The 21,266-nt window shown below is 42.9% G+C and carries 16 protein-coding genes; 9 read left to right on the top strand and 7 right to left on the bottom strand.

Going from position 1 to position 21,266, the window contains the following annotated elements:
- Nucleotides 1-102 precede the first annotated feature (102 nt).
- A complete protein-coding gene (locus tag CXF69_RS13905; RefSeq protein WP_102077991.1) occupies nucleotides 103-1,581 on the bottom strand; it encodes an aldehyde dehydrogenase family protein in 1,479 nt (492 codons plus the stop codon).
- Between the two features lie 428 nt (nucleotides 1,582-2,009).
- On the opposite strand from CXF69_RS13905, the gene CXF69_RS13900 reads away from it, so the two are divergent.
- The 7 genes from CXF69_RS13900 (at nucleotide 2,010) to CXF69_RS13870 (ending at nucleotide 10,359) form a co-directional block, all read left to right on the top strand.
- Nucleotides 2,010-2,609: a TetR/AcrR family transcriptional regulator gene (locus CXF69_RS13900; RefSeq protein ID WP_057760518.1), complete on the top strand. Its 600-nt coding sequence runs from the start codon at nucleotides 2,010-2,012 to the stop codon at nucleotides 2,607-2,609.
- 369 nt (nucleotides 2,610-2,978) lie between these two features.
- The gene (locus tag CXF69_RS13895) at nucleotides 2,979-4,190 is read left to right on the top strand and encodes an iron-containing alcohol dehydrogenase (RefSeq protein WP_102077992.1); all 1,212 of its coding nucleotides are present in this window, start codon (nucleotides 2,979-2,981) and stop codon (nucleotides 4,188-4,190) included.
- 167 nt (nucleotides 4,191-4,357) lie between these two features.
- Nucleotides 4,358-5,407 carry an NADP-dependent oxidoreductase gene (locus tag CXF69_RS13890; RefSeq protein ID WP_102077993.1) on the top strand — a complete coding sequence of 350 codons (1,050 nt, stop codon included), beginning with the start codon at nucleotides 4,358-4,360 and terminating at the stop codon, nucleotides 5,405-5,407.
- 239 nt (nucleotides 5,408-5,646) lie between these two features.
- Nucleotides 5,647-6,324 (top strand): type 1 glutamine amidotransferase domain-containing protein, encoded by a 678-nt coding sequence (locus CXF69_RS13885; protein ID WP_102077994.1) that lies wholly within the window; start codon nucleotides 5,647-5,649, stop codon nucleotides 6,322-6,324.
- Between the two features lie 4 nt (nucleotides 6,325-6,328).
- Nucleotides 6,329-6,958: a glutathione S-transferase family protein gene (locus tag CXF69_RS13880; protein WP_102077995.1), complete on the top strand. Its 630-nt coding sequence runs from the start codon at nucleotides 6,329-6,331 to the stop codon at nucleotides 6,956-6,958.
- Between the two features lie 364 nt (nucleotides 6,959-7,322).
- Complete coding sequence (locus CXF69_RS13875) at nucleotides 7,323-9,011, top strand: efflux MFS transporter permease (protein WP_102077996.1); 1,689 nt, start codon at nucleotides 7,323-7,325, stop codon at nucleotides 9,009-9,011.
- Nucleotides 9,012-9,096: 85 nt separating this feature from the next.
- Nucleotides 9,097-10,359 (top strand): HlyD family secretion protein, encoded by a 1,263-nt coding sequence (locus CXF69_RS13870; protein WP_102077997.1) that lies wholly within the window; start codon nucleotides 9,097-9,099, stop codon nucleotides 10,357-10,359.
- Between the two features lie 142 nt (nucleotides 10,360-10,501).
- On the opposite strand, the gene pdxH is transcribed toward CXF69_RS13870, so the two are convergent.
- From pdxH to cysS, 5 genes are all read right to left on the bottom strand, one after another.
- Nucleotides 10,502-11,164, bottom strand: a complete 663-nt coding sequence (gene pdxH, locus CXF69_RS13865; protein ID WP_180952616.1) for a pyridoxamine 5'-phosphate oxidase — start codon at nucleotides 11,162-11,164, stop codon at nucleotides 10,502-10,504.
- A 128-nt stretch (nucleotides 11,165-11,292) separates the two neighbouring features.
- The gene (glmM, locus tag CXF69_RS13860; protein WP_102077999.1) at nucleotides 11,293-12,660 is read right to left on the bottom strand and encodes a phosphoglucosamine mutase; all 1,368 of its coding nucleotides are present in this window, start codon (nucleotides 12,658-12,660) and stop codon (nucleotides 11,293-11,295) included.
- Between the two features lie 212 nt (nucleotides 12,661-12,872).
- Nucleotides 12,873-14,345, bottom strand: coding sequence for an IMP dehydrogenase (gene guaB, locus CXF69_RS13855; protein ID WP_057760534.1), 1,473 nt, complete (start codon nucleotides 14,343-14,345; stop codon nucleotides 12,873-12,875).
- A 277-nt stretch (nucleotides 14,346-14,622) separates the two neighbouring features.
- Nucleotides 14,623-16,608, bottom strand: coding sequence for a mechanosensitive ion channel family protein (locus tag CXF69_RS13850; RefSeq protein ID WP_228706801.1), 1,986 nt, complete (start codon nucleotides 16,606-16,608; stop codon nucleotides 14,623-14,625).
- A 153-nt stretch (nucleotides 16,609-16,761) separates the two neighbouring features.
- Nucleotides 16,762-18,222, bottom strand: a complete 1,461-nt coding sequence (gene cysS, locus CXF69_RS13845; RefSeq protein WP_102078020.1) for a cysteine--tRNA ligase — start codon at nucleotides 18,220-18,222, stop codon at nucleotides 16,762-16,764.
- Between the two features lie 231 nt (nucleotides 18,223-18,453).
- Between cysS and CXF69_RS13840 the strand changes: the two genes are divergently transcribed.
- The gene (locus CXF69_RS13840) at nucleotides 18,454-19,050 is read left to right on the top strand and encodes a cob(I)yrinic acid a,c-diamide adenosyltransferase (protein ID WP_102078001.1); all 597 of its coding nucleotides are present in this window, start codon (nucleotides 18,454-18,456) and stop codon (nucleotides 19,048-19,050) included.
- A 132-nt stretch (nucleotides 19,051-19,182) separates the two neighbouring features.
- Here CXF69_RS13840 and CXF69_RS13835 read toward each other — a convergent pair whose 3' ends face one another.
- On the bottom strand, nucleotides 19,183-20,121 hold the full coding sequence (locus tag CXF69_RS13835) for a hypothetical protein (protein WP_102078002.1): 939 nt from the start codon (nucleotides 20,119-20,121) through the stop codon (nucleotides 19,183-19,185).
- A gap of 330 nt (nucleotides 20,122-20,451) precedes the next feature.
- Between CXF69_RS13835 and CXF69_RS13830 the strand changes: the two genes are divergently transcribed.
- Nucleotides 20,452-21,180 (top strand): glycerophosphodiester phosphodiesterase, encoded by a 729-nt coding sequence (locus CXF69_RS13830; protein ID WP_102078003.1) that lies wholly within the window; start codon nucleotides 20,452-20,454, stop codon nucleotides 21,178-21,180.
- Nucleotides 21,181-21,266 lie beyond the last annotated feature (86 nt).

Below are 21,266 nucleotides of genomic sequence, written 5' to 3'. Positions count from 1 at the left end.
CTTCAAATACGTCATTCTCAGTAAGTTGCCAAATATCACACAAAAAAGACCGCTATCAAAGCGGTCTTTTTTATTAGCTATCAGCATTCTATTTTAGGACAATTAGAATGGATATTCACGTGGTTCATTTTGCATTGAGATCCAATGCGTTCTAGTGAACTCTTCTAGTACCCACTCACCGTTAAAACGACCGATGCCTGAGTTTTTCTCACCACCAAAAGCCACGTTACTTTCATCGTTTACTGGAATATCATTTATATGGGTCATACCTGCTCGGATACCACGAGCGAAACGTAAACCTTTTTGCATGTCTGCGGTAAACACCGCACTAGATAAGCCATACATAGAATCATTAGCTATCGACAAAGCATCCTCTTCATTTTTGGCTCGAATAATGCCTATCAATGGTCCAAATATTTCATTATAGGCAATATCCATCTCTCTAGTAACTTCGGTAAAGACATGGGGCGGGACTAATTGACCATTGATTTCACCGCTCAAGAGCATTTTTGCGCCCTCTTTCTGTGCCTCATCAATCTTATCTCTAAGTGACTGAACTTGTTTCTCATTGATGATTGGGCCAATAGCAGTACCTTGATCGTTAGGATCACCTACCTGTAACGTTTTAACATGAGACAAGAAACGCTCTACAAACTCATCGTACACTTCATTTTCAACAATAATTCGGTTAATAGCCATACAAATCTGGCCTTGATGCAAGAACTTACCGAACACGGCTGCTTTTACTGCCTGATCAATATCTGCATCCTTGAGTACAACAAATGGACTGTTTCCACCTAACTCAAGTGCCACTTGTTTGATATGCTCACCACCATTAGCTAGCTCACCGATGTGTTTACCCACTGAAGTTGATCCTGTGAATGACACAAAACTTGACGCTTTGTGTTCAACGATTGCATCGCCTATCTCGCTACCTGAACCCACAACCACGTTTAACAGACCTTTTGGTAGACCCGCTTCTTCAAATACTTTGGCCAATAGTAAACCACCAGTCACTGGCGTATCGCTAGCAGGCTTGAGTACCACGGCGTTACCAAGCGCTAGGGCTGGTGCGATAGAGCGCTGAGTCAAATGTAGCGGAAAGTTCCATGGGCTAATGACTGCTACCACACCGATAGGCTCACGGTAGATGAAGTTTTCTTTGCCAGGAGTATTTGATGGGCGAATCTCACCATGGACACGATTAGGGAATGTCGCTGCTTCAAGGGTAATCGCGCGCGTCGCACCGAACTCGACCATGGCTTTGATACGCGTACTGCCCGACTCTTTGATTAGCCAATCAACGATTTCTTCTTGGCGCTGATCCAGTATGTTGACCACTTTATATAATACTGCAGAACGCTCTGCTGGTGTCTGCTTAGCCCACGTTTCTTGAGCTTGGGTTGCAGCATCATAGGCTTCGTTCAACTGATCTTTGGTCGCTTGCTGGATCTCTACAAGCGTATCACCGTTATATGGGTTGGTATTATTGTTGGTGCTATCGTCTTTACCGGTTTGCCATTCACCAGCGATGAACTGCAAATGGAAGTCACTGTATGCACTCGTAGTATTGGTTGACATAATCATCCTTATTTTTAATTTATTATGTTAAGTATTGGTTTTCGATTATTAGAATAAAATTATTAAGTCGGCGATATCTTAATGAGAAAATATCTGGCAAGAAGTAAGTCTGAAATCGTTACTGAGCTATCAATCAATAGTCATCAATTAAAAAAAGCTCTAATGAGAAATGATCTTTAGTAATAAATACTAACGGTAACGGATAACAACAAAACCCACCTTGCTAGACGACTGGTCTAATGCTACCATAGCTATTAATAAAACAAGACTACTTTGTCAGTGAATATTGTTGATAAAACGTAACATATATAACTATATCCTATTACAATACGCCATCAACGTGACGTTCAAATGAACGTTAACTGTTTTAACTGACTATCTAATGCATACGCTAATATAAGCAACTACTAAGGGAGACAATCCTGTTTATGTCTAATACAGACGCAACTACCCCAGATACCAAAGCTCATTTACTTGCTACTGGCTACCAATTAATTGCTAAGAAAGGTTTTACCGCTGTTGGTCTAAAGCAAATTTTAGATACAGCAGGTGTGCCAAAGGGTTCTTTTTACCACTACTTTGCTTCTAAAGAAGCCTTTGGTGAAGCAATTATTAATCATTATTTTAGTTTATATAAGACTCGGTTGGATGTCATCGATGCACAAGATGTCAGTGCACAGCAAAAACTATATGATTATTTTCAAAACTGGTATGACACCCAGCAGAACGGCTGTGACCATGAAAAATGCTTGGTAGTGAAGCTCAGCGCAGAGGTAGCCGATATGTCAGAAACCATGCGTAAGGCACTCGATACTGGCTATCAGCAAACGACTATGTGGCTCGCCAAGCAGATCAAAGCTGGCTGGCTCGATGAGTCTGTCCCTCGTCACGATAACATCTCGGCTGAGAGTATGGCCAAGCGTTGGTATTTTGCATGGCTTGGTGCAAGCTTAATTGCAAAGATTAGCCAAACCAATACGCCTTTAGCAGAAATTTGGCAGATGACAACGACCCAAATGGGACGCTAATCGTTAACCGTTTGAATTTCTATCGACTGTACTTCTAACGTAACCATTAAGGCACATTGAATATTCATAACGTTCATAGATAATAGCTATCAATATTATGCTTGAGTATTCAGTGTGCTTTATGACCTTCTCTTTTTTAAACGAATTTCTTGAAGACATTTGCATATGACTTAAACAGTTATACGAGAGTTTTGTAAACATCGCTAGACGACTGGTCTAATTGGTGTACAATGCGCACAAATATTAAGAATGAATGTCTATACGAGCATTGCTTATCATTCATTGATTAATATCAGACAATATCTCATGTCAAAACAATTTAATTGAACCGTTTTTATTAAAAACTTTTTATTACTAATTAGGAATTTTATGAATAATTTCCAATATTACAACCCAGTCCGTATCGTTTTTGGTGAAGGTCAAATCGAACAATTATCAGACCTAGTCCCTACTGATGCACGCGTTCTTATTACTTACGGTGGTGGTTCAGCACAGCGTACCGGTACTTTGGATGAAGTAAAAACTGCATTAGCGGCTAGCGGTAACCGTACTGTTTTTGAATTTGGTGGTATCGAGGCTAACCCAGAATTCACTACGTTATTAAAAGCCGCTGATATGGTGAATGAGCACAACATCGACTTCTTGTTAGCAGTTGGCGGTGGTTCTGTGATTGACGGCAGTAAATTTGTTGCACTCGTTTCTTCATTAACTGAAGAAGACGGTACTGTCTCACGTGACCAAGCTTGGGACGCGCTAACGGGTTATTGCAAGAACATCGATTCTGCTGTTGACCTAGGTGCGGTATTGACCATCCCAGCAACGGGTTCTGAGATGAACTCAGGCGGCGTGATTAACTATAGCGAACGTCAAGCAAAACTACCATTTGGTAACCCACTGGCCTTCCCTAAATTCTCAATCCTAGATCCAATCAAAACACTTACCTTGCCTGAGCGTCAGGTTATGAATGGTGTGGCTGATGCATTTGTTCACGTAATGGAACAGTACCTAACTTACCCAGTAAACGCTAAAGTCCAAGATGCCTTCGCTGAAAGCCTGCTTAAAATCCTTATTGATGAAGGTCTAGTTGTTAAGCAAGATCCAGAAAACCTAGAAACACGTAAGAACATTATGTGGACAGCGACCATGGCATTGAACGGTCTGATCGGTACTGGTGTGCCACAAGACTGGACAACTCATATGGTTGGTCATGAGCTGACGTCACTACACGCTATCGATCATGCACGTACGCTAACCATCGTATTGCCATCAGTGATGCGTGAGCTAAAAGAAAGCAAAAAAGAAAAATTGCTTCAGTATGCGCGTAACGTATGGAACATTACCGATACTAACCTAGACGACGATGCCATTATCGAAACGGCTATTGTCTACACTGAAAACTTCTTCCGCGAGCTTGGCTTGCCAGTTAGCCTAGAAGATGTTGACTTGACGGAATCAGCGATTGTTCCAATCATCAAGCAGCTTGAAGTGCATAACATGGTCAAGCTTGGTGAACATGGTACCAACGACCTAGAAGTATCACGTCGTATCTTGCAGCGCGCTGTAACTAGCAAAGCGTCTTAATAAGCGCTATAGCAAGAACTGTCAGAAGAATTATAAGAAAAATCGCAGCAGTAACAATAAGTACATATCGTTATGCTATTTATAGTAGTAGCTATTCCATGTTGGGTAGCTACTACATTTAACACCACTATAATAATGACAATTAATAAATATAAAGGAGTCCTACAATGAGCTTCGACAAACAACAGAATCAACAAACAAATCGTCAAATCAAATTAGCGAGCCGTCCTAATGGCGTACCTACTGCTGACAATTTTGACATGGCAACTAGCGACATTCCTACGCCAAAAGATAACGAGATGCTACTACGCACGGTATATCTGTCACTAGATCCATATATGCGTGGGCGTATGAGCGATGCAAAAAGCTATGCAGACCCATTAGAAGTCGGTGACGTCATCATGGGTGGTACCGTAGCGCAAGTGGTCGAGTCGAATATCGACAACTTCGCGGTAGGCGACTTAGTCGTATCAAACTCAGGCTGGCAGGACTACAGTGTCAGTGATGGCGAAGGCGTCCTGAAACTAGACAAAAACATGTCTAACCCTTCTTATGGTTTAGGCGTGTTAGGTATGCCAGGGTTTACGGGTTATATGGGTCTGACTGATATCGGTAAACCACAAAAAGGCGAAACTTTAGTCGTGGCAGCAGCCACTGGACCGGTCGGGGCCACTGTCGGTCAAGTGGGTAATCAATATGGTCTGCGCACTGTCGGTGTGGCAGGCGGCAAAGAGAAATGCGACTTTGCGGTCAATGAGCTTGGCTTTGATGTCTGTATCGATCACAAAGCTGACGACTTCGCTGAGCAATTAAAAGCAGCATGTCCAGATGGTATCGATATCTACTATGAAAACGTTGGCGGTAAAGTATTTGATGCGGTAATGCCATTACTTAACGACCACGCACGTATTCCAGTATGTGGTCTGGTATCGCAGTACAACGCAACTGATTTACCGGATGGCAAAGATCGCCTAGGTATGTTGATGGGTCTTATCTTAAGCCAACGCCTAACTGTCAGAGGCTTCATTATCTTTGAAGAGTATGGCGACCACTTCCCAGAGTTCTTAGAAACCATGAGCAAATGGGTGGAGTCAGGCGAAGTAAAAACCAAAGAGCACATTACTGACGGTCTAGATAATGCCCCAGATGCATTTGTCAGTATGTTAAACGGTGATAACTTTGGTAAGACTGTAATCAAAGTATCTGACGTTAACTAGTTATTGGTTAAACATTGACTAGTTAAGCAGCTACTGACAGTTAGCAATCGTTGTGAATAACTACTTAACAACATAAATTGTTAATATCACTACTGAAAGTTGCTTACAAAGCAGGAATAATGCTAACAGTCATTATTTGCATCTAGGCTAATTAAGTAAAAATAGCTAATAATGCAACGGAAAACTTATGACTGTTGGCTACATAGTTACTAACACATAAATAATAAACAAGGATAATTATGAACATTTTAATGGTACTAACGTCTCATGACCGTTTAGGCGATACTGGTAAAAAGACAGGATTTTGGCTAGAAGAATTTGCAGCTCCTTACTATGCGTTTCTCGATGCGGGTGCTAATGTCACTCTAACGTCTCCTGCAGGTGGTCAGCCACCACTAGATCCTAGTAGCGATACTGAAGATACACAAACCAAAGATACCAAGCGTTTTAAAGACGACAAAGAGGCGCAAGAGCACTTGGCCAATACCAAGAAACTTGCTGACATGAAAGTAGAAGATTTTGATTCAGTCTTTTATCCAGGTGGTCACGGTCCATTGTGGGACTTGGCAGTAGATAAGAACTCTATCGAATTGATCGAGAGTTTCGTCAAGCAAGACAAGCCTGTTGCCTTTGTTTGTCATGCACCTGGCGCGCTTAAAAGCGTCAAAGTTGATGGCGAGTACTTAGTAAAAGGTAAAACCGTTACTGGCTTTACCAACTCAGAAGAAGAAGCGGCTGGCCTAACAGACGTGGTGCCTTTCTTAGTAGAAGATGTCTTGAAAGCCAACGGTGGTAACTATAAAAAAGCCGCTGATTGGGAAGAGTTTGTGGTCGAAGATGGTTTATTGATCACAGGTCAAAACCCAGCCTCATCAGAAGAAGCGGCTAAGCGTTTGATCAACAAGCTCAAAGGTTAATATCATGATTCGCTTACATCACCTTAATCAGTCACGTTCGTTGCGTACGCTTTGGCTCTTAGAAGAGCTAGGCGTGCCTTATGAAGTGGTCAGTCATCAGCGCGATGCCAAAACTCATTTGGCACCAGATTCCCTGAAGGCAGTTCACCCACTCGGTAAATCTCCGGTTATCGAGATGGATGGACAGACTTACGCTGAGTCCGGTGCGATTACAGAGTTATTGATTGAACGATTTGCGCCAGAGCGTCTGCGCCCTGCTACAGATAGTTCAGATTATGGATATTATCTGCAGTGGATTGACTTTGCAGAAAGCTCGCTGATGTTGCCATTAATGCTTGAGCTATTTACCAAAAAAGCAGGCATTGATGACAATGAGTTTTTGAGTGGCTATATCGATACAGAAAAAACCAGATTGTTTGAATATCTGGATGCTTCGGTTAAAGGTAAGTCGTTCATTGTGGGTGATAAGCTAAGTGGTGCTGACTTTATGTTGTCATTTGACTTAATCATTCTCGCTAAGCGTCAAAAACTCGACGCTTACTCGAATATCAGGCAGTATGCTGAAGCGCTTGCCAGTCTCGATAGCTATCAGCGCGCTATGCAGCTAGAGGCTAAGTACGACCAATCCGTTTAGCATTGCATCATAACTGACAGACCAATTTTCCGATACACACAAACAGCTCTGTATAGAGCTGTTTTTTATGCGTATAGCATTTTTTACTTGTTGCATCGCTTGTTTTAATGTTCGTCATATTGCACGAAATACTGCTATATCTTTATTCAATAGCGCCAATGAGTTACGCTCTAATGACAAAAGCGCTATAAAGATTATGATAAAATATGCCCTGCATTTCTTGGGTTATCTTTCCAGTTTGACCAGCATTTATATCAGTAACTCCGCTGTTTTTAAGCTATGAACATTCATCGTACTGACCTGATTTTGCGTCTGGAATCTGTTCTATGCCATTCTATTTCCTTATACAGATTATGGTACGTCCATGAGTAATGAATATCAGTTTAAGCCCCACGAACAACCGATAATGGTGGGCTCTCCTGCCAATCCTGATCATCCTGCACGCCGCAAATTATTTTACTTACTGATCGGAATTTTCGTTGGTCTCACTGCCAGTTTCCAAAACGGTCTGCTCGTCGCAAATCTTACTCAAATTCAGGGTCAACTGGGCTTAACGCCAGCTGAAGGTGGCTGGATATCTGTTAGCTATAATATGACCAATGCCTGTATCACCGTTCTGCTGTACAAAATTCGCCAACAATTTGGTATGTCACTGTTTAGCAAAATCACTCTGTTCTTTTTGTTGGCCGCCACGAGTTTACAGTGGCTAATCAGTAGTCACTTATTAGATACGCCTAATATAGGAATTGAGCCTTATTACCTAGAGATTGTCGCCAGGGGACTTAGTGGTATGGTGGCAAGTGGCATGACCATTTTAGGGTTATTCTACTGTTTGCAAGGCATGCCAACCGTCAAGCGGACCAGTGGCTTAATATTGGGTTTTGGCTTGGTGCAGTTTGGTATTCCATTATCACGAATCATCTCGCCCTATCTCGCCATCGACGGTCAGCTTGAGAATTTATTTTTATTTCAATTTGGTTTAGCATTGATTTGTTTTGGACTGATTAACATATTGGAGTTACCGCCAGGTAATACCGAAAAAGTATTTGAGAAACTCGATTTTTTAAGCTTTGCTTTTTTTGCGAGCGGTTTGGCGGCACTGGCTGTAATTTTGGTGCAAGGTAGGATTTTATGGTGGACGACGCCTTGGCTCGTCTATCCACTGATGATTGCCATTGTTGGGATTGGCATCGCTTTATGGATTGAAACGCATCGCAAAAACCCGATGCTACAAGTCCGCTGGATGCGTAGCCGCAATATTATTGCCTTTATGATTACTGGCGCAGTCATGCGAATTTTGCTATCTGAACAAAATGTCGGTGCTGCAGGCCTACTTGCCAATTTGGGCTATGGCAATGATCAGCTGGTTACTTTTTATGCTGTCATAATGGCTGCCAGTGTGCTGGCTTTGGTGATTAGTATTTTTAGTACCAATCCAATGGACTTGCGCCGTCCCGTTATTTTTGCAGTGGCATTGATTGCCTTAGGTTCTTGGATGGACGTTGGGGTCTCTATCAACTCCGCTCCCTATATGTTTTATATTAGCCAGTTTTTGATTGCATTTGCCGCGGTGTATTTTATGGGCCCTTTGGTTTTTGAAGGGTTTTTGCGGGCTATTGCTAGTGGCCCTGCTTATATCATTAGTTTTTCGGTTATCTTTGGTATTTCCCAAACGGTTGGTGGATTGGCAGGTGCAGCGGCTATTCAGGCATTTACGACCATTCGTACACAAATGCATTATGCAGATATGGTCAGCTCACTGAATTTGGGTGATCCTACGTTCAGCGCTCAAATTGCTGGTACTCGTAGTGTATTGTCAAACCAAACGACGGACACAGCGCAAGCGAATGTGGCCGCGATGAGCCAAGTGTTGCAAGGGATTCAGCGCCAAGCAACTGTCTCCGCTTATAGCGATCTGTTCTTTTTAATGGCCAGTTTTGCTACTTTCGTTACAGCCATTTTATTGATCAACTATTTTTATAACCGTTACCACAAGCGCAATCCACTTGCTAAAGAGCTTGCCGTTATTGCAAAAATGCGTGAGTCAAAATAACTCAGTTTATTCTATTAATCATGTTTCACCCCATTCATTTATAGCCAGTCTATTTTAATATTTATTAAAAATTTAGGAGCACGTCATGAGCCAAGAAAAACCAAATGAGCTTAGTCAAACACCTCAGACGGCCACTGGCGCTCCAGCAACAGACACACCTATAGCGTCCGATATAAGTAAAGAAGAGTCTGCTACAACTTCTTCTCCATCAGTAACTAAGACAGCAGAAGGTGATGTAGAAAACAGTTCAGATAGCAATGAACCACCAATGCCACCAAAAGAGCCAATACCCGATACTACTGGTTGGTCGCCCAAGAAAAAGTCCTATCTAAACTTAGGCTTATTAATTTTATTGATTGTCATTGGCGTAGCATTGATTTTGTATGCATGGAAGCTCCCACCGTTCACCCCAACGGTACAGCAAACCAATAATGCCTTTATTAAAGGTCAGACGACTATTATTAGCCCGCAAGTTTCTGGCTATGTCACCAAAGTAGCTGTGCAAGATTTCGCCAACGTAAAAGCGGGCGACTTACTCATAAAGATTGACGATCGAACCTTTCAGCAGCAGCTCGAACAAGCACAAGCGAATACCGAAGTAGCTCTTACTAACCGCTCTACTAATGAGCAAGATACGCAAACCAGCCAAGCACAAATTGAAGCACGTAGAGCTGATTTATATAGTGCCAAAATCAATGTGGAGAGTGCACGTGAAGATGTTAACCGTTATCAAGGTTTAGATGCTATTGGTGCGGTATCTAAAGCAGAAGTTGCTCATATCAAGGCGCAATTGGCTCAAGCACAAGCAGGTGTACAGCAAGCAGAAGCAAATTTACAGGCCGCCCAAGAAAACCGTGAAAAGACCAGTGGCAGTCGCTCATCGCTGGACGCAAATATTAAAAATGCTGAGGCAGGCGTCAAGCAAGCGCAAATCAATCTAGACAATACTATCATCACTGCGCCTGAATCTGGCCAGCTAAGCCAAGTCAGTGTCAAAGAAGGTCAATACGTCAGCGCTGGTACGCAGCTCATGTATATCGTACCAAAAGGCATTTGGATAATTGCAAACTTTAAGGAAACTCAAATAGCCAATATGGCAATCGGTGAGCCTGCGACCATTCATGTCGATGCGCTTGGCGGCGCCAAATTTACGGGGCACGTAAGTAATATCTCGCCAGCGACTGGTAGCGAGTTTAGTGCTGCTGCTGCCAACCCTGCGACAGGTAACTACATAAAAATTGCTCAACGTATTCCTGTACGCATTGACTTAGACCAAAACCAGCCTGAACTGGCACGCTTACGTCCTGGCATGTCAGTCTCAGTGGATGTCGATACCAATATTAAATGAAAGGTTGAATGAAAGGTTGAATAAAAAATAATGCCAAACAAGGTAAATAGTCAACGTAAAAAAGCCACTCTAGACACCAAAGAACTTGGATTTAGAGTGGCTTTTTTAGTTTTGTATAATCTATAGCTTCAAACTACAGCAACTATGGTAATAAACGTTTGGTCGTCCAGCTTGTATTGCCTTCACTGTCATCGCCGCTACTCTGCGTATACACAATTCGGTCATGCATCCGATTGGCGCGACCTTGCCAAAACTCAATACTTTCAACCATAATCTCATACCCACCCCAAAACTCTGGCGTTGGTACAGTAGTATTGTCAGGGTGCGCTGCTTGAAGCTGTTCAAACGTTTGCTCCATGATTTCACGATTGGCCACTTCACCACTTTGCGGTTGACTGACCCAAGCGCCTACTTGACTATCATGAGGACGTTTTTGAAAGTATGCAGCCGATTTATCAGCATCTATTTTAGCGATACTACCGCTGACACGGACTTGACGCTCTAGCTCATGCCAGAAGAATAACGCTTCAGCGTTAGGATTTTCTGCAATATCTTGCCCTTTTGCGCTTTCATAATTGGTATAAAAAACGATACCTGTCTCAGTAATCTCACGTAGTAGCACAATACGGGCGCTAGGCTTATTGTCTGCGCCACATGTCGCCAAACTCATTGCATAAGGCTCTTGCACCTTTTGTGCTAACGCCTCATTCATCCAAGCTTTAAAAAGCTCGAATGGTGACGTTGGTACTGACTGTTGGTCAAGCTCACCTTTCTCGTATGAGAGGCGTTGGTCGGTAAAGTCCATGCTCATAGCAGTTCCTTATTTGAAAACTATAATATTGTTATCTTAAATACCAGTTATTATCTTGAATACCAGTCATTATCTTAAATACCAGTTACTATTTTGAATACCAATTATTGCCTTAAATAGTATTAGCCTAGTACTGATTTTATAAGATCAGCTAAGTCATTAGCCATTACATCGCATTCAATTTCATCATCTGACTCTACCATCACGCGAATCATAGGCTCTGTACCTGACTGACGTATCAATAGACGACCACGACCCTCTAGCGTTGCCTGTGCTTTATCAAAAGCAGCAACCAGCTCCTCATGTTTGAATGGGTCTTGCATTTGAGACAAACGTACATTGACTAGCTTTTGCGGCAACACTTCAAAACCTTCAACAAGCTCACTTAACGCACGCTCTCTGGCTTGCATGACTGCCAGTACTTGCAAGCCAGCAATGATAGCATCCCCTGTGCGACTTTTATCTAAGCATAAGATATGACCAGATGGCTCACCGCCCAATATCCATCCATTGGCTTCTAAGTCCTGCATCACATAGCGATCACCCACTTTTGCACGGGTAAACTGAATATTTGCATCTTTTAGTGCCAACTCTAATCCCATGTTACTCATGAGTGTACCCACTACGCCTTCAGCTTTGGTTTTACCTTGGGTAGCAAGCACATATAAAATACCGTCTCCATCGACTAACTTACCCGTCTCATCAACCATTACGATACGGTCACCATCACCATCTAGTGCAATACCGACATCCGCGTCATGCTCAAGCACAGCCTTTTGTAAGCTTTCAGGATGAGTAGAGCCACATTCAGCATTGATATTGATGCCGTCTGGCGTATTATTGATAGCAATCACGTTTGCCCCCAACTCGCGCATCACTCTAGGTGCTACGCTATAGCCCGCACCATTCGCACAATCCACTACTACCGTCAGATGACTGAGGTCGTACTGATAAGGAAAACTGCCTTTGCAAAATTCAATATAGCGACCTTTAGCATCATCAATTCGATTGTTCTTACCTAAATTTGCAGGATCAAGAATAGGCATCATAGCAACATCACTACTAACGTCGTTCATAATTGCCGTCAATTTATCATTGATTGCAGTTTGCATCTCATCACTTATCTTTTTGCCGTCACCTGAGAAAAACTTGATGCCATTATCATAATAAGGGTTATGCGAGGCTGAGATAACCACGCCGGCATCTGCATTAAAGCTACGGGTCAAATGCGCAATCGCTGGAGTCGGAAGTGGTCCAAGCATATAAACATCGACACCAGCCGCATTAAAACCTGCTTGTAATGCTCCCTCTATCACATAGCCTGACAGACGCGTATCTTTACCAATCACAACACTTGGCTTACGCGTAGGATTTTCATTTTTTTCTATGAGAACAAGCCCAGTGACGTAGCCTAGTTTTAAGATAAAGTCCGGTGTAATTGGTAATTCACCAAATTTTCCACGAATTCCATCAGTGCCAAAATAGCTCATTATGTGTTCCTCAAGTCAAAAAAATAAAAGGCCAAGCGTATACGCAGGCAATACTATTGTTGTAATAATCTGTTTCTGTATTTTACAAAAAAAACAGCCAACAATAACAGAGCATTGTTGGCTGTTTGTATCTTAAGCTCGCTGCAGCCTTACGTCTCAGCTAACATCAATACATTTTAAATCTACAAAAGAGAAGCATTTCACAGAACGATCTAGTTTACTCGATAGTTCGGTGCTTCTTTAGTGATTTGCACATCATGCACATGCGACTCTTTCATACCCGCTGAGGTTACTTTGATAAACTGCGGATTGGTACGCATATCTTCAATAGTGGCAGAACCCGTATAACCCATTGATGAACGTAAGCCACCAACCAACTGATTAACGATACCCGCAACTGGTCCTTTATAAGGAACACGGCCTTCGATACCTTCTGGTACTAGCTTCTCTACGCCATCTTTTGCATCTTGGAAGTAGCGATCTGAAGAACCGTTTGATCCTGACATTGCACCCAAACTACCCATACCGCGATACGCTTTATAGTAGCGACCTTGGAACAGCTCAACTTCACCTGGTGCTTCTTCAGTACCAGCCATGAGTGAACCAACCATAATGCATGATGCACCTGCAGCGATTGCTTTTGCCATATCGCCTGAGTAGCGGATACCACCGTCAGCAATCAATGGAATGCTGTCTTTTAAAGCACTAGCAACGTTATCAATGGCTGATATTTGTGGCACACCGATACCTGCGATAATACGCGTGGTACAGATAGAACCAGGACCGATACCTACTTTTACTGCATCAGCACCTGCGTCACGTAAAGCGATTGCAGCTTCACCTGTTGCGATGTTGCCACCGATTACTTGTACATGCGGGTAGTTTTTCTTGATCCAAGAGACTTTATCGATCACGCCTTTTGAGTGACCGTGCGCAGTATCAACGACGATAACGTCGACATCAGCAGCGATTAGTGCTTCAACGCGTGCTTGCGTGTCTGCACCTGTACCAACAGCTGCGCCAACACGTAAGCGACCTTGTTCGTCTTTACACGCATTCGGATTATTTTCAGCTTTGGCAAAATCATTAACAGTAATCAAACCACGCAGGCGGAAGTTATCGTCAATAACGATGACTTTTTCGATACGATGCTCATGCAACAATCTTTTGATATTCTCGTTGCTTTCACCTTCATGCACAGTTACTAGCTGCTCTTTAGGCGTCATGATCTGGCTAACTGGCAACGATAAATTGGTCTCAAAACGCCAATCTCTATGAGTAACAATACCCACAACGTTATCTGTGCCTTTTTCGACCACAGGTACACCTGAGATATTGTTATCTTGGGTCAAACGCAGCAATTCACCAATCGTCATCTCTGGATGGACAGTGATAGGATCAACAACGGTACCCGCTTCAAATTTTTTGACACGGCGTACTTGTGTGGCCTGCTTTTCGATGTCCATGCTCTTGTGCAAAATACCCATGCCACCAAGCTGTGCCATAGTGATAGCCATTTCAGACTCAGTCACAGTATCCATCGCCGCAGAGATTAGCGGAAGATTAAGTGTGATGTTTTTGGTCAAACGAGTAGACAGATCAGCAGTTTTTGGCAGAACTTCAGAATAGGCTGGTAATAATAAAACGTCATCAAAGGTTAAGGCTTCATCGACAATTCGCAACATACAGACCCCTAGTGGTGGTTATTTTGATGGGTAGGAGCTCAGGGTTAAGCGTATCAATCATTGCAGCTGCAAGCACAGTGCCGATTCATCGCCAACCACTCAGTTATCCTATAAAAATAACGCCACATTATAACAAATAAGCGCCTCGCTGACACACTATATTTGTCAGATTATTTTACACAAGTGCGTCTTTATCGATGACAATCATGCTTCAAACCATTAATAACTGGCTTTTAAAGCTAATCAGGATCGCAAAGCTCATCGCTATTCCCAATTTCTAGTCGCCTTTTGTTAACGTAAAACGCTCTGTAGGTAGATATTGGTTCTGTTGTGCATGCAGGTAACCAAGCATTTTCTCTCGTATCTCACAGGCTAGCGTCCATGCTTCTATAGGCCCTACCGATGAAACAGCGCCGCGCAGCTGAATAGTATTTTCGGTTACATCAACCACATACATTTCGGGTTCCGTTTTATCATCCCAAAGTTTATTGTCCTTGACCATCGATATAAATGCCTCTCGGATAGCATCGATATCTGCGCCATAATCGATATATAAAAACACAGGACAGGTCTGATGAACCTCTGTATGCGACCAGTTTTCCACTCGTTCAGTGATTAGCTCACGCATCGGCACGATCAAGCGACGCTCATCCCATGTTTTTAGCACGGCATACGTGTAACGCAGGTCTTCGACCGTACTAAAATTACCATCCATTATCACACTATCGCCAATCCGTACTGGCTGCGTCACTGCTACCTGCACACCAGCGATGATATTCCCCAATATCGGCTGTGCCGCAATACCGATAACCACACCTGCAATACCCGCTGAAGTCAGTAACGTCTTGCCAAGGCCTTCCATATTTGCAAATTCACTAAGACCTATCCAGAAACTTCCCAAAATCATCGCGAAAATAAACACACGGCGAAATATCGATACATAAGTACGGCGGCGACGTTCTTTATCGAAATGCTCTGCAGCTAGATTTTCAATCTGCATGTCTTGATAGCGATTGGCAAAAAAGTTAATGATACGAATACCCAACCACATGGTACTAAATACCAGACCAATCCAAATCAATGGACGAGTGGATGAGGCGACTGCATCTAAATAAGGAAAACCACCAGAAACCAAGGTAAAAACCAGTGAAAAACTGATGGTAAAGGTTAATGGTACTGTTAGCTTGCTAACCAAATCTGCGACGCCGTTGGTACTGCCAACATACATGCTGTATTTTTCTTCATCGATATAATGATTGATGATTTTTGCAGTACCTTTACTCAGTAGCCAACCCATACCCATGGTTAATAAAAAGAACAATATCAGCGCTGAGAATTCCCATAACGCAATTCCAAAAAACTTTAGCTTTAACCAAGTAGGCAAATAACGTTCGAACTCGGCTGGATGATACTGCTCATAGAGATTATCAATATTGCCTACTGTCTGCGCCGAAAACACCCAAACAGGGGCTTTATCCCCTACTCGTACTCGCTGCAAATAGATAGGAACGCGGCGCTCGCGATAATCAATATAGCCAAGCTGAATAGAACGTCTGGCAATACCCATGACACTGCTATTATTACCAAGTGGTGGTTCAATTAAGCCATCGGGACGATCTGGCATATCGTCGAATACATATAGCTCTTTTTCAGATAATAAGAAATCCAGTCGCTTTGTGAGATCAAGCGCACGACTACGTTGACTTTTCTCATCAATCAAATTCATGTTTAGCGCGTAAGCGGCCAAATCATACTGCTGCTTCATTAACGCTGATTGAAAAAACTCTAAGGCTGCAAGCGGTGTTTCTAAATTAGGTGGCTCAGATAACGGCGGCAACCCAGCATTTAGCTTATCGAGTATATAGTAGCTCTCACTGTATTCTCCGGTCAGTGCCGTATCGCCTTGTAGCCTGCCTGCCTGCTCCACTGCGTTACGCTCAGTAGGATCGAAGATCTCTTCAGTAATACCAGAAATGCTGACACTTTCATCTTTAAGCGCATTGACTTGCTGAGTTGCATATTCAGAAAAACTATCAGGCTTACTAGGTGTTTGTTTTTCCAGCTCATGCGTACTCTGTTCATTTTCACTATTTGCGGCATAAACAGGTGAATAGATGACACTTATAGCAGCAATAAAAAGGCCCAACAATACTTGCAGCACATGACTTTGAAAACGGCTTTTCTCTACATCTACTTGATGATTATCATCTGAGTGCAAAACAGCACAATGATTGTCCATAGGGTTGTCTTTAAGAGTATTCATGTTTTCAAAGCCATCAGTCTACAAAAGGAAAGTATAAAAAATATATCGTTGCTGCTTTAACCTAATTCAGTAAGCAAAAAAAAGCCAGCCTAAAGCTGACTTAATTTATTACGAGATTTGTAGCTATTTACCCTATAAACGGCAAAAATTATTCTAAGCGCGGCGCCATGTGGTGCCAGCACGGCTATCTTCGAGCTCAATACCCGCCTCTTTTAGTTGCTCACGTATCTCATCAGCACGAGCAAAGTTTTTGTTGGCTTTAGACTCTGCACGTTCGATAATTAAATTATCAATAACCGCATCCGTTAGACCATCTTCTGCCTGATCACCAATCACTGCTTGCAAAAACTGCTGCACTGGCTGCTGTAAAATATTTAATACTTGCGCCAATGCTTTTAGTTGCTGGGCTAATTGCCATGCGGTATCGACGTCTTCCGCTTTGATGGCTTTATTGATATCACGAGCCAATCCAAATAAGACGCTGATGGCTGTTGAGCTATTAAAATCATCATTCATTGCCTTGATAAAGTCTTGTCCAACCGCGCTATTGTAAGCTTCAGCCACTAAGTCTTCGTTGATTACGACTGACTGTCCTTTTTGTTGTTCAGCCAATTTTAGTGCATTATATAGCCTACTTAGGCTATTATGCGCTTCATCCAATGCGCTATCAGAGAAGTTAACTTGGCTACGATAATGGCTCGATAATAAGAAGAAACGCACCGTCTCAGGTAAGTACTTTGCCATGACATCGCGAATGGTAAAAAAGTTACCCAATGATTTAGACATTTTTTCGCCATCGACATTGATAAAACCAACATGCATCCAGTTGCGTGCATACTCACAACCAGTCGCTGCCTCAGACTGCGCGATTTCGTTTTCATGATGCGGGAACTGTAAGTCATGACCACCGCCGTGAATATCAAAAGTACTACCTAAGCACTTAGTCGACATCGCTGAACATTCAATATGCCAGCCTGGACGCCCTTGACCCCATGGTGATGCCCACTGCGGCTCGTCAGGTTTTGCAGATTTCCATAGTACAAAGTCAAATGGATTGCGCTTATCATTTTCAACTTCGACTCGCGAACCTGCCTGCATATCGTCCAGATTGCGCTTAGATAATTTGCCATAACCATCAAAGCTATCAACAGAATAATAGACGTCACCGTTATCGCCTGCATACGCATAGTTGCCAGTGACTAACGTCTCAATCATATTCTGCATATCATCGATATGATCGGTCGCACGTGGTTCAGCATTTGGCATCTCACAACCAAGGGCAGTCGCGTCTTCATGCATCGCTTCAATAAAACGCTGCGTCAATGTACCAATCTCTTCACCGTTTTCAGCGGCACGGGCAATGATTTTATCATCGATATCAGTGATATTACGTACGTAATTCACGTCGTAACCTAAACGTGCCAACCAACGAACGGCCATATCAAAACCGACCATCACTCGCGCATGACCAATATGACAATAGTCATAAACGGTCATGCCGCACACATACATACCAACCTGCCCTGCTTTGAGTGGTACAAACTGACGCTTGCTGCCAGTCAATGAATCGTAAATGGCAAGTTGGGACATCGCATCTGCAAGTGGTGTGGTCATAGTAAAAAAGCCTTGTAACGTAAATAAAATAAAGAAATGTGAAATCTCAGCCGCCGTGTATGAATAAGCCATACCAACGACCATGACTATAAATCAAAAAAATAAAAATTCAGACCAAAAAACGTCGTGATATAAAACGTAACCCATTATCTTAGCGAAAACAGGCGTAAAATACTACAATGAGCGTGCAACTAACGCTATTCAATCATAAAAACCGTTAAGGATGTAAAGATGGGCAATCGCTTAAGCAAAATATACACACGCACTGGAGATGACGGCAGCACTGGTATGGCTGATGGCAGCCGCCTTAGTAAAGCGGACGATCTATTTAGCGTCATGGGTGACATCGACGAGCTCAACTCGCATATTGGCTTGGTACGTGCGCAACTAAAACACAATAAAGGGCAATCTATAGAGAAAGAGTTCTCTGAGGCCTTGGTCATCATTCAGCACTTGTTGTTCAATATAGGCGGCGAGCTTGCCATGCCAGAGTATGAAGGGGTTAATGCCACTCATATTGAATGGTTAGAGCAGCAAATAGATATGATGAATGCCACATTGCCACCGCTGAAAGACTTTATTCTGCCGACAGGTTCTATATTGGTGAGTCAATTACACGTGGCGCGTAGTGTATGTCGCCGTGCTGAACGCCAAGCCGTGATCTTGCAGCAGCAGCGTCCACAAGCGATTCGCAGTACTGCCGTCAGCTTTATTAATCGCTTATCTGATTGGTTATTTGTCGCTGCACGCTTTTGTACAGACCCAGAAAAAGTCTCTGAGGTGTTATGGGACAGTCAAGCATTGGAGACGTTCACTGACAGTCAATAATACAAACTAAGTATTTGACAATAAATAGCTTAAACACAAAAAACCCCGCGACATGATTGTTGCGGGGTTTTTATTATTGAGCGATAACAATTCGGTTTACTGGATATCGCTACCTCTTATTACAATGACCAATTAATAAGTCGCGCTGTTGTCTTCAATGATGACCATATCAATGGTTTCATCTTTAGGTACGGCTTTTGGTGTTGCAGGCTTGCTAGGCTCGGCAGCAGCTGCTTGGGTGTTTGCAGTCGAACTGTTCTGACTTTCAGCAGGTTTGTTGATGGTTGGCGGCGGCGTAGGTTCAGTTGGACGAATTGGCTCAACTGGCGTTACGGTTCTTGGCTGACGGATTGGCGCTGTTTGAGTCGTATCGTTGTTCTGCGTTGCGCGGCGCTCAGCAGCACGTTGGGCGCGTTGCTCATCCATTGCAGTTTTAAATACAGAACCTGCCATTACATCTGCAACAACAGTAATCAAAGCAGGCTGACCCGCAATACGCGTACGCACTTGACCGCCTTGAGTACCGACGATGTAAGTGAAAGCGTCATCAACGAGCATATTGTTATTGATACGGATATTGTCTTGCGCTAAACGCGATTGTAGACTTGGCTGATTATTGGCCGCTTGTACCTGACTGGCTTGATACAAGTCTTCACTTGGTAGCGTCATGCTGACACTTGCTTGACAAGTGGTCATGCCGTTCTCATTGGCTTGTTGCAAGATGGCAGCGTTTTGAACGTCAATGACAACGCCATTGGTTTTTTCGCTAACCACACCGTTTGCTAAACTGATTTCAGCATCATTTGCATAATTGGCAGCCAATGACTGTGCTTGTTGATTGAGCGTATTTTTCAGAGCTGACTTAAGGCGATCTTGCACCATAGGATCATCACAACTGATCGCAGGCGCAACGCTATTTTCAGCATCGACCGTCTCTTGTTCTGTTAGCTCTGCCTGCTCAGTAGTGTCTTCTTTATCTGAGCGATCACAGCCTGCAAGCGCCAAACCACATACCAATCCAATCCCAGCAACTTTATGCCACTTGCTCAAACTTATATTTGCTACGCTCATACTAACTCTACTCCCAATTTACAGGTTCGTACCGCCACTGACTGACAGTGTTCAACATTCAAATCGCAACGCTAGCTGCTACAGATATGAAAACCACATTATTATACGGTGTTTAAATCAAATGGTCATTAGTGTAGCCCATGGATATACAAATAGTGCCCCTTATTATGGGAAAAACCTGCGTTTGGTTGCAAAAACATAACAAACATTGTCAAGTTTAGTCCCTAAGAAGTCATATTTATAAAACTACGGATTGCATCACAGTTTTTGTTAGACGTCATTGATATGACGCTATATGATTGGGCATAAAATCATCGATAATTGGTGCATATGATAAATTTTAGAGATACATTATTACTAGGTCATCGAGGCGCACGCGGTGAGGCGTTAGAAAATACCTTTTCAGGCTTTCAATACTCTCAAAATCTTAAGTCAAAAGGCTTAGCAGGCGTAGAATTTGATATACAACTAAACGCTGACGGTCACTTAATCGTATTCCATGACGATGATTTAGAGCGTATGTGCGGTCGGCAATCACGTATTGATCAGTTAAAACTGACTGAGATTCAGTGCCAATTGCAGTTTGGCCAACCTATTATGACATTGGCGAGCATGGCACCTGCGCTTAGCGGGTTTAACGTTATTGAGCTTGAAATTAAGACGCATAGCCGTACCAACTACGCGGTGTTGATTGCAGCGCTTCGGCAGGCATTTATTGATACACCCCTTGCCAGCTTACCAGTTGTATTGACGAGCTTCGATGTCGAGTTACACAACCGTTTGCAACGTCACAAACTATTATCTCATATGCCTCGCGGCTTGCTTATTCGTACGCCAGAAGCGTTGGCAAGCGCGACCAATACCGCATTGCAACTCGGCTGTATTCAACTGGGCATTCATTATCCGCTTTTGACCCAAGCCGTCATCAAGCATAGCCACCGTTATGGATTGCCCGTAAGTGCTTGGACGGTTAATGATATTCCCACCATTGAGCAGCTCATCAAATGGCAGACCGATGTCATCATTACGGATTTTCCAAGTCATTTGCTGTTGCCTTAACCGAGTTATCCGTACTTTTTTGATATTTAATCATTTTTTCGATAAACGCATTCTTTTCTACATATCTACCCTTCTTGTTACATTTC

Origin of the sequence: Psychrobacter sp. Choline-02u-9, assembly GCF_002836505.1 — a bacterium.
In the GTDB taxonomy this organism is placed as follows: domain Bacteria; phylum Pseudomonadota; class Gammaproteobacteria; order Pseudomonadales; family Moraxellaceae; genus Psychrobacter.
The sequence above is the reverse complement of the archived record's forward strand: the minus strand, read 5'-3'. Positions and strand labels throughout refer to the sequence as shown.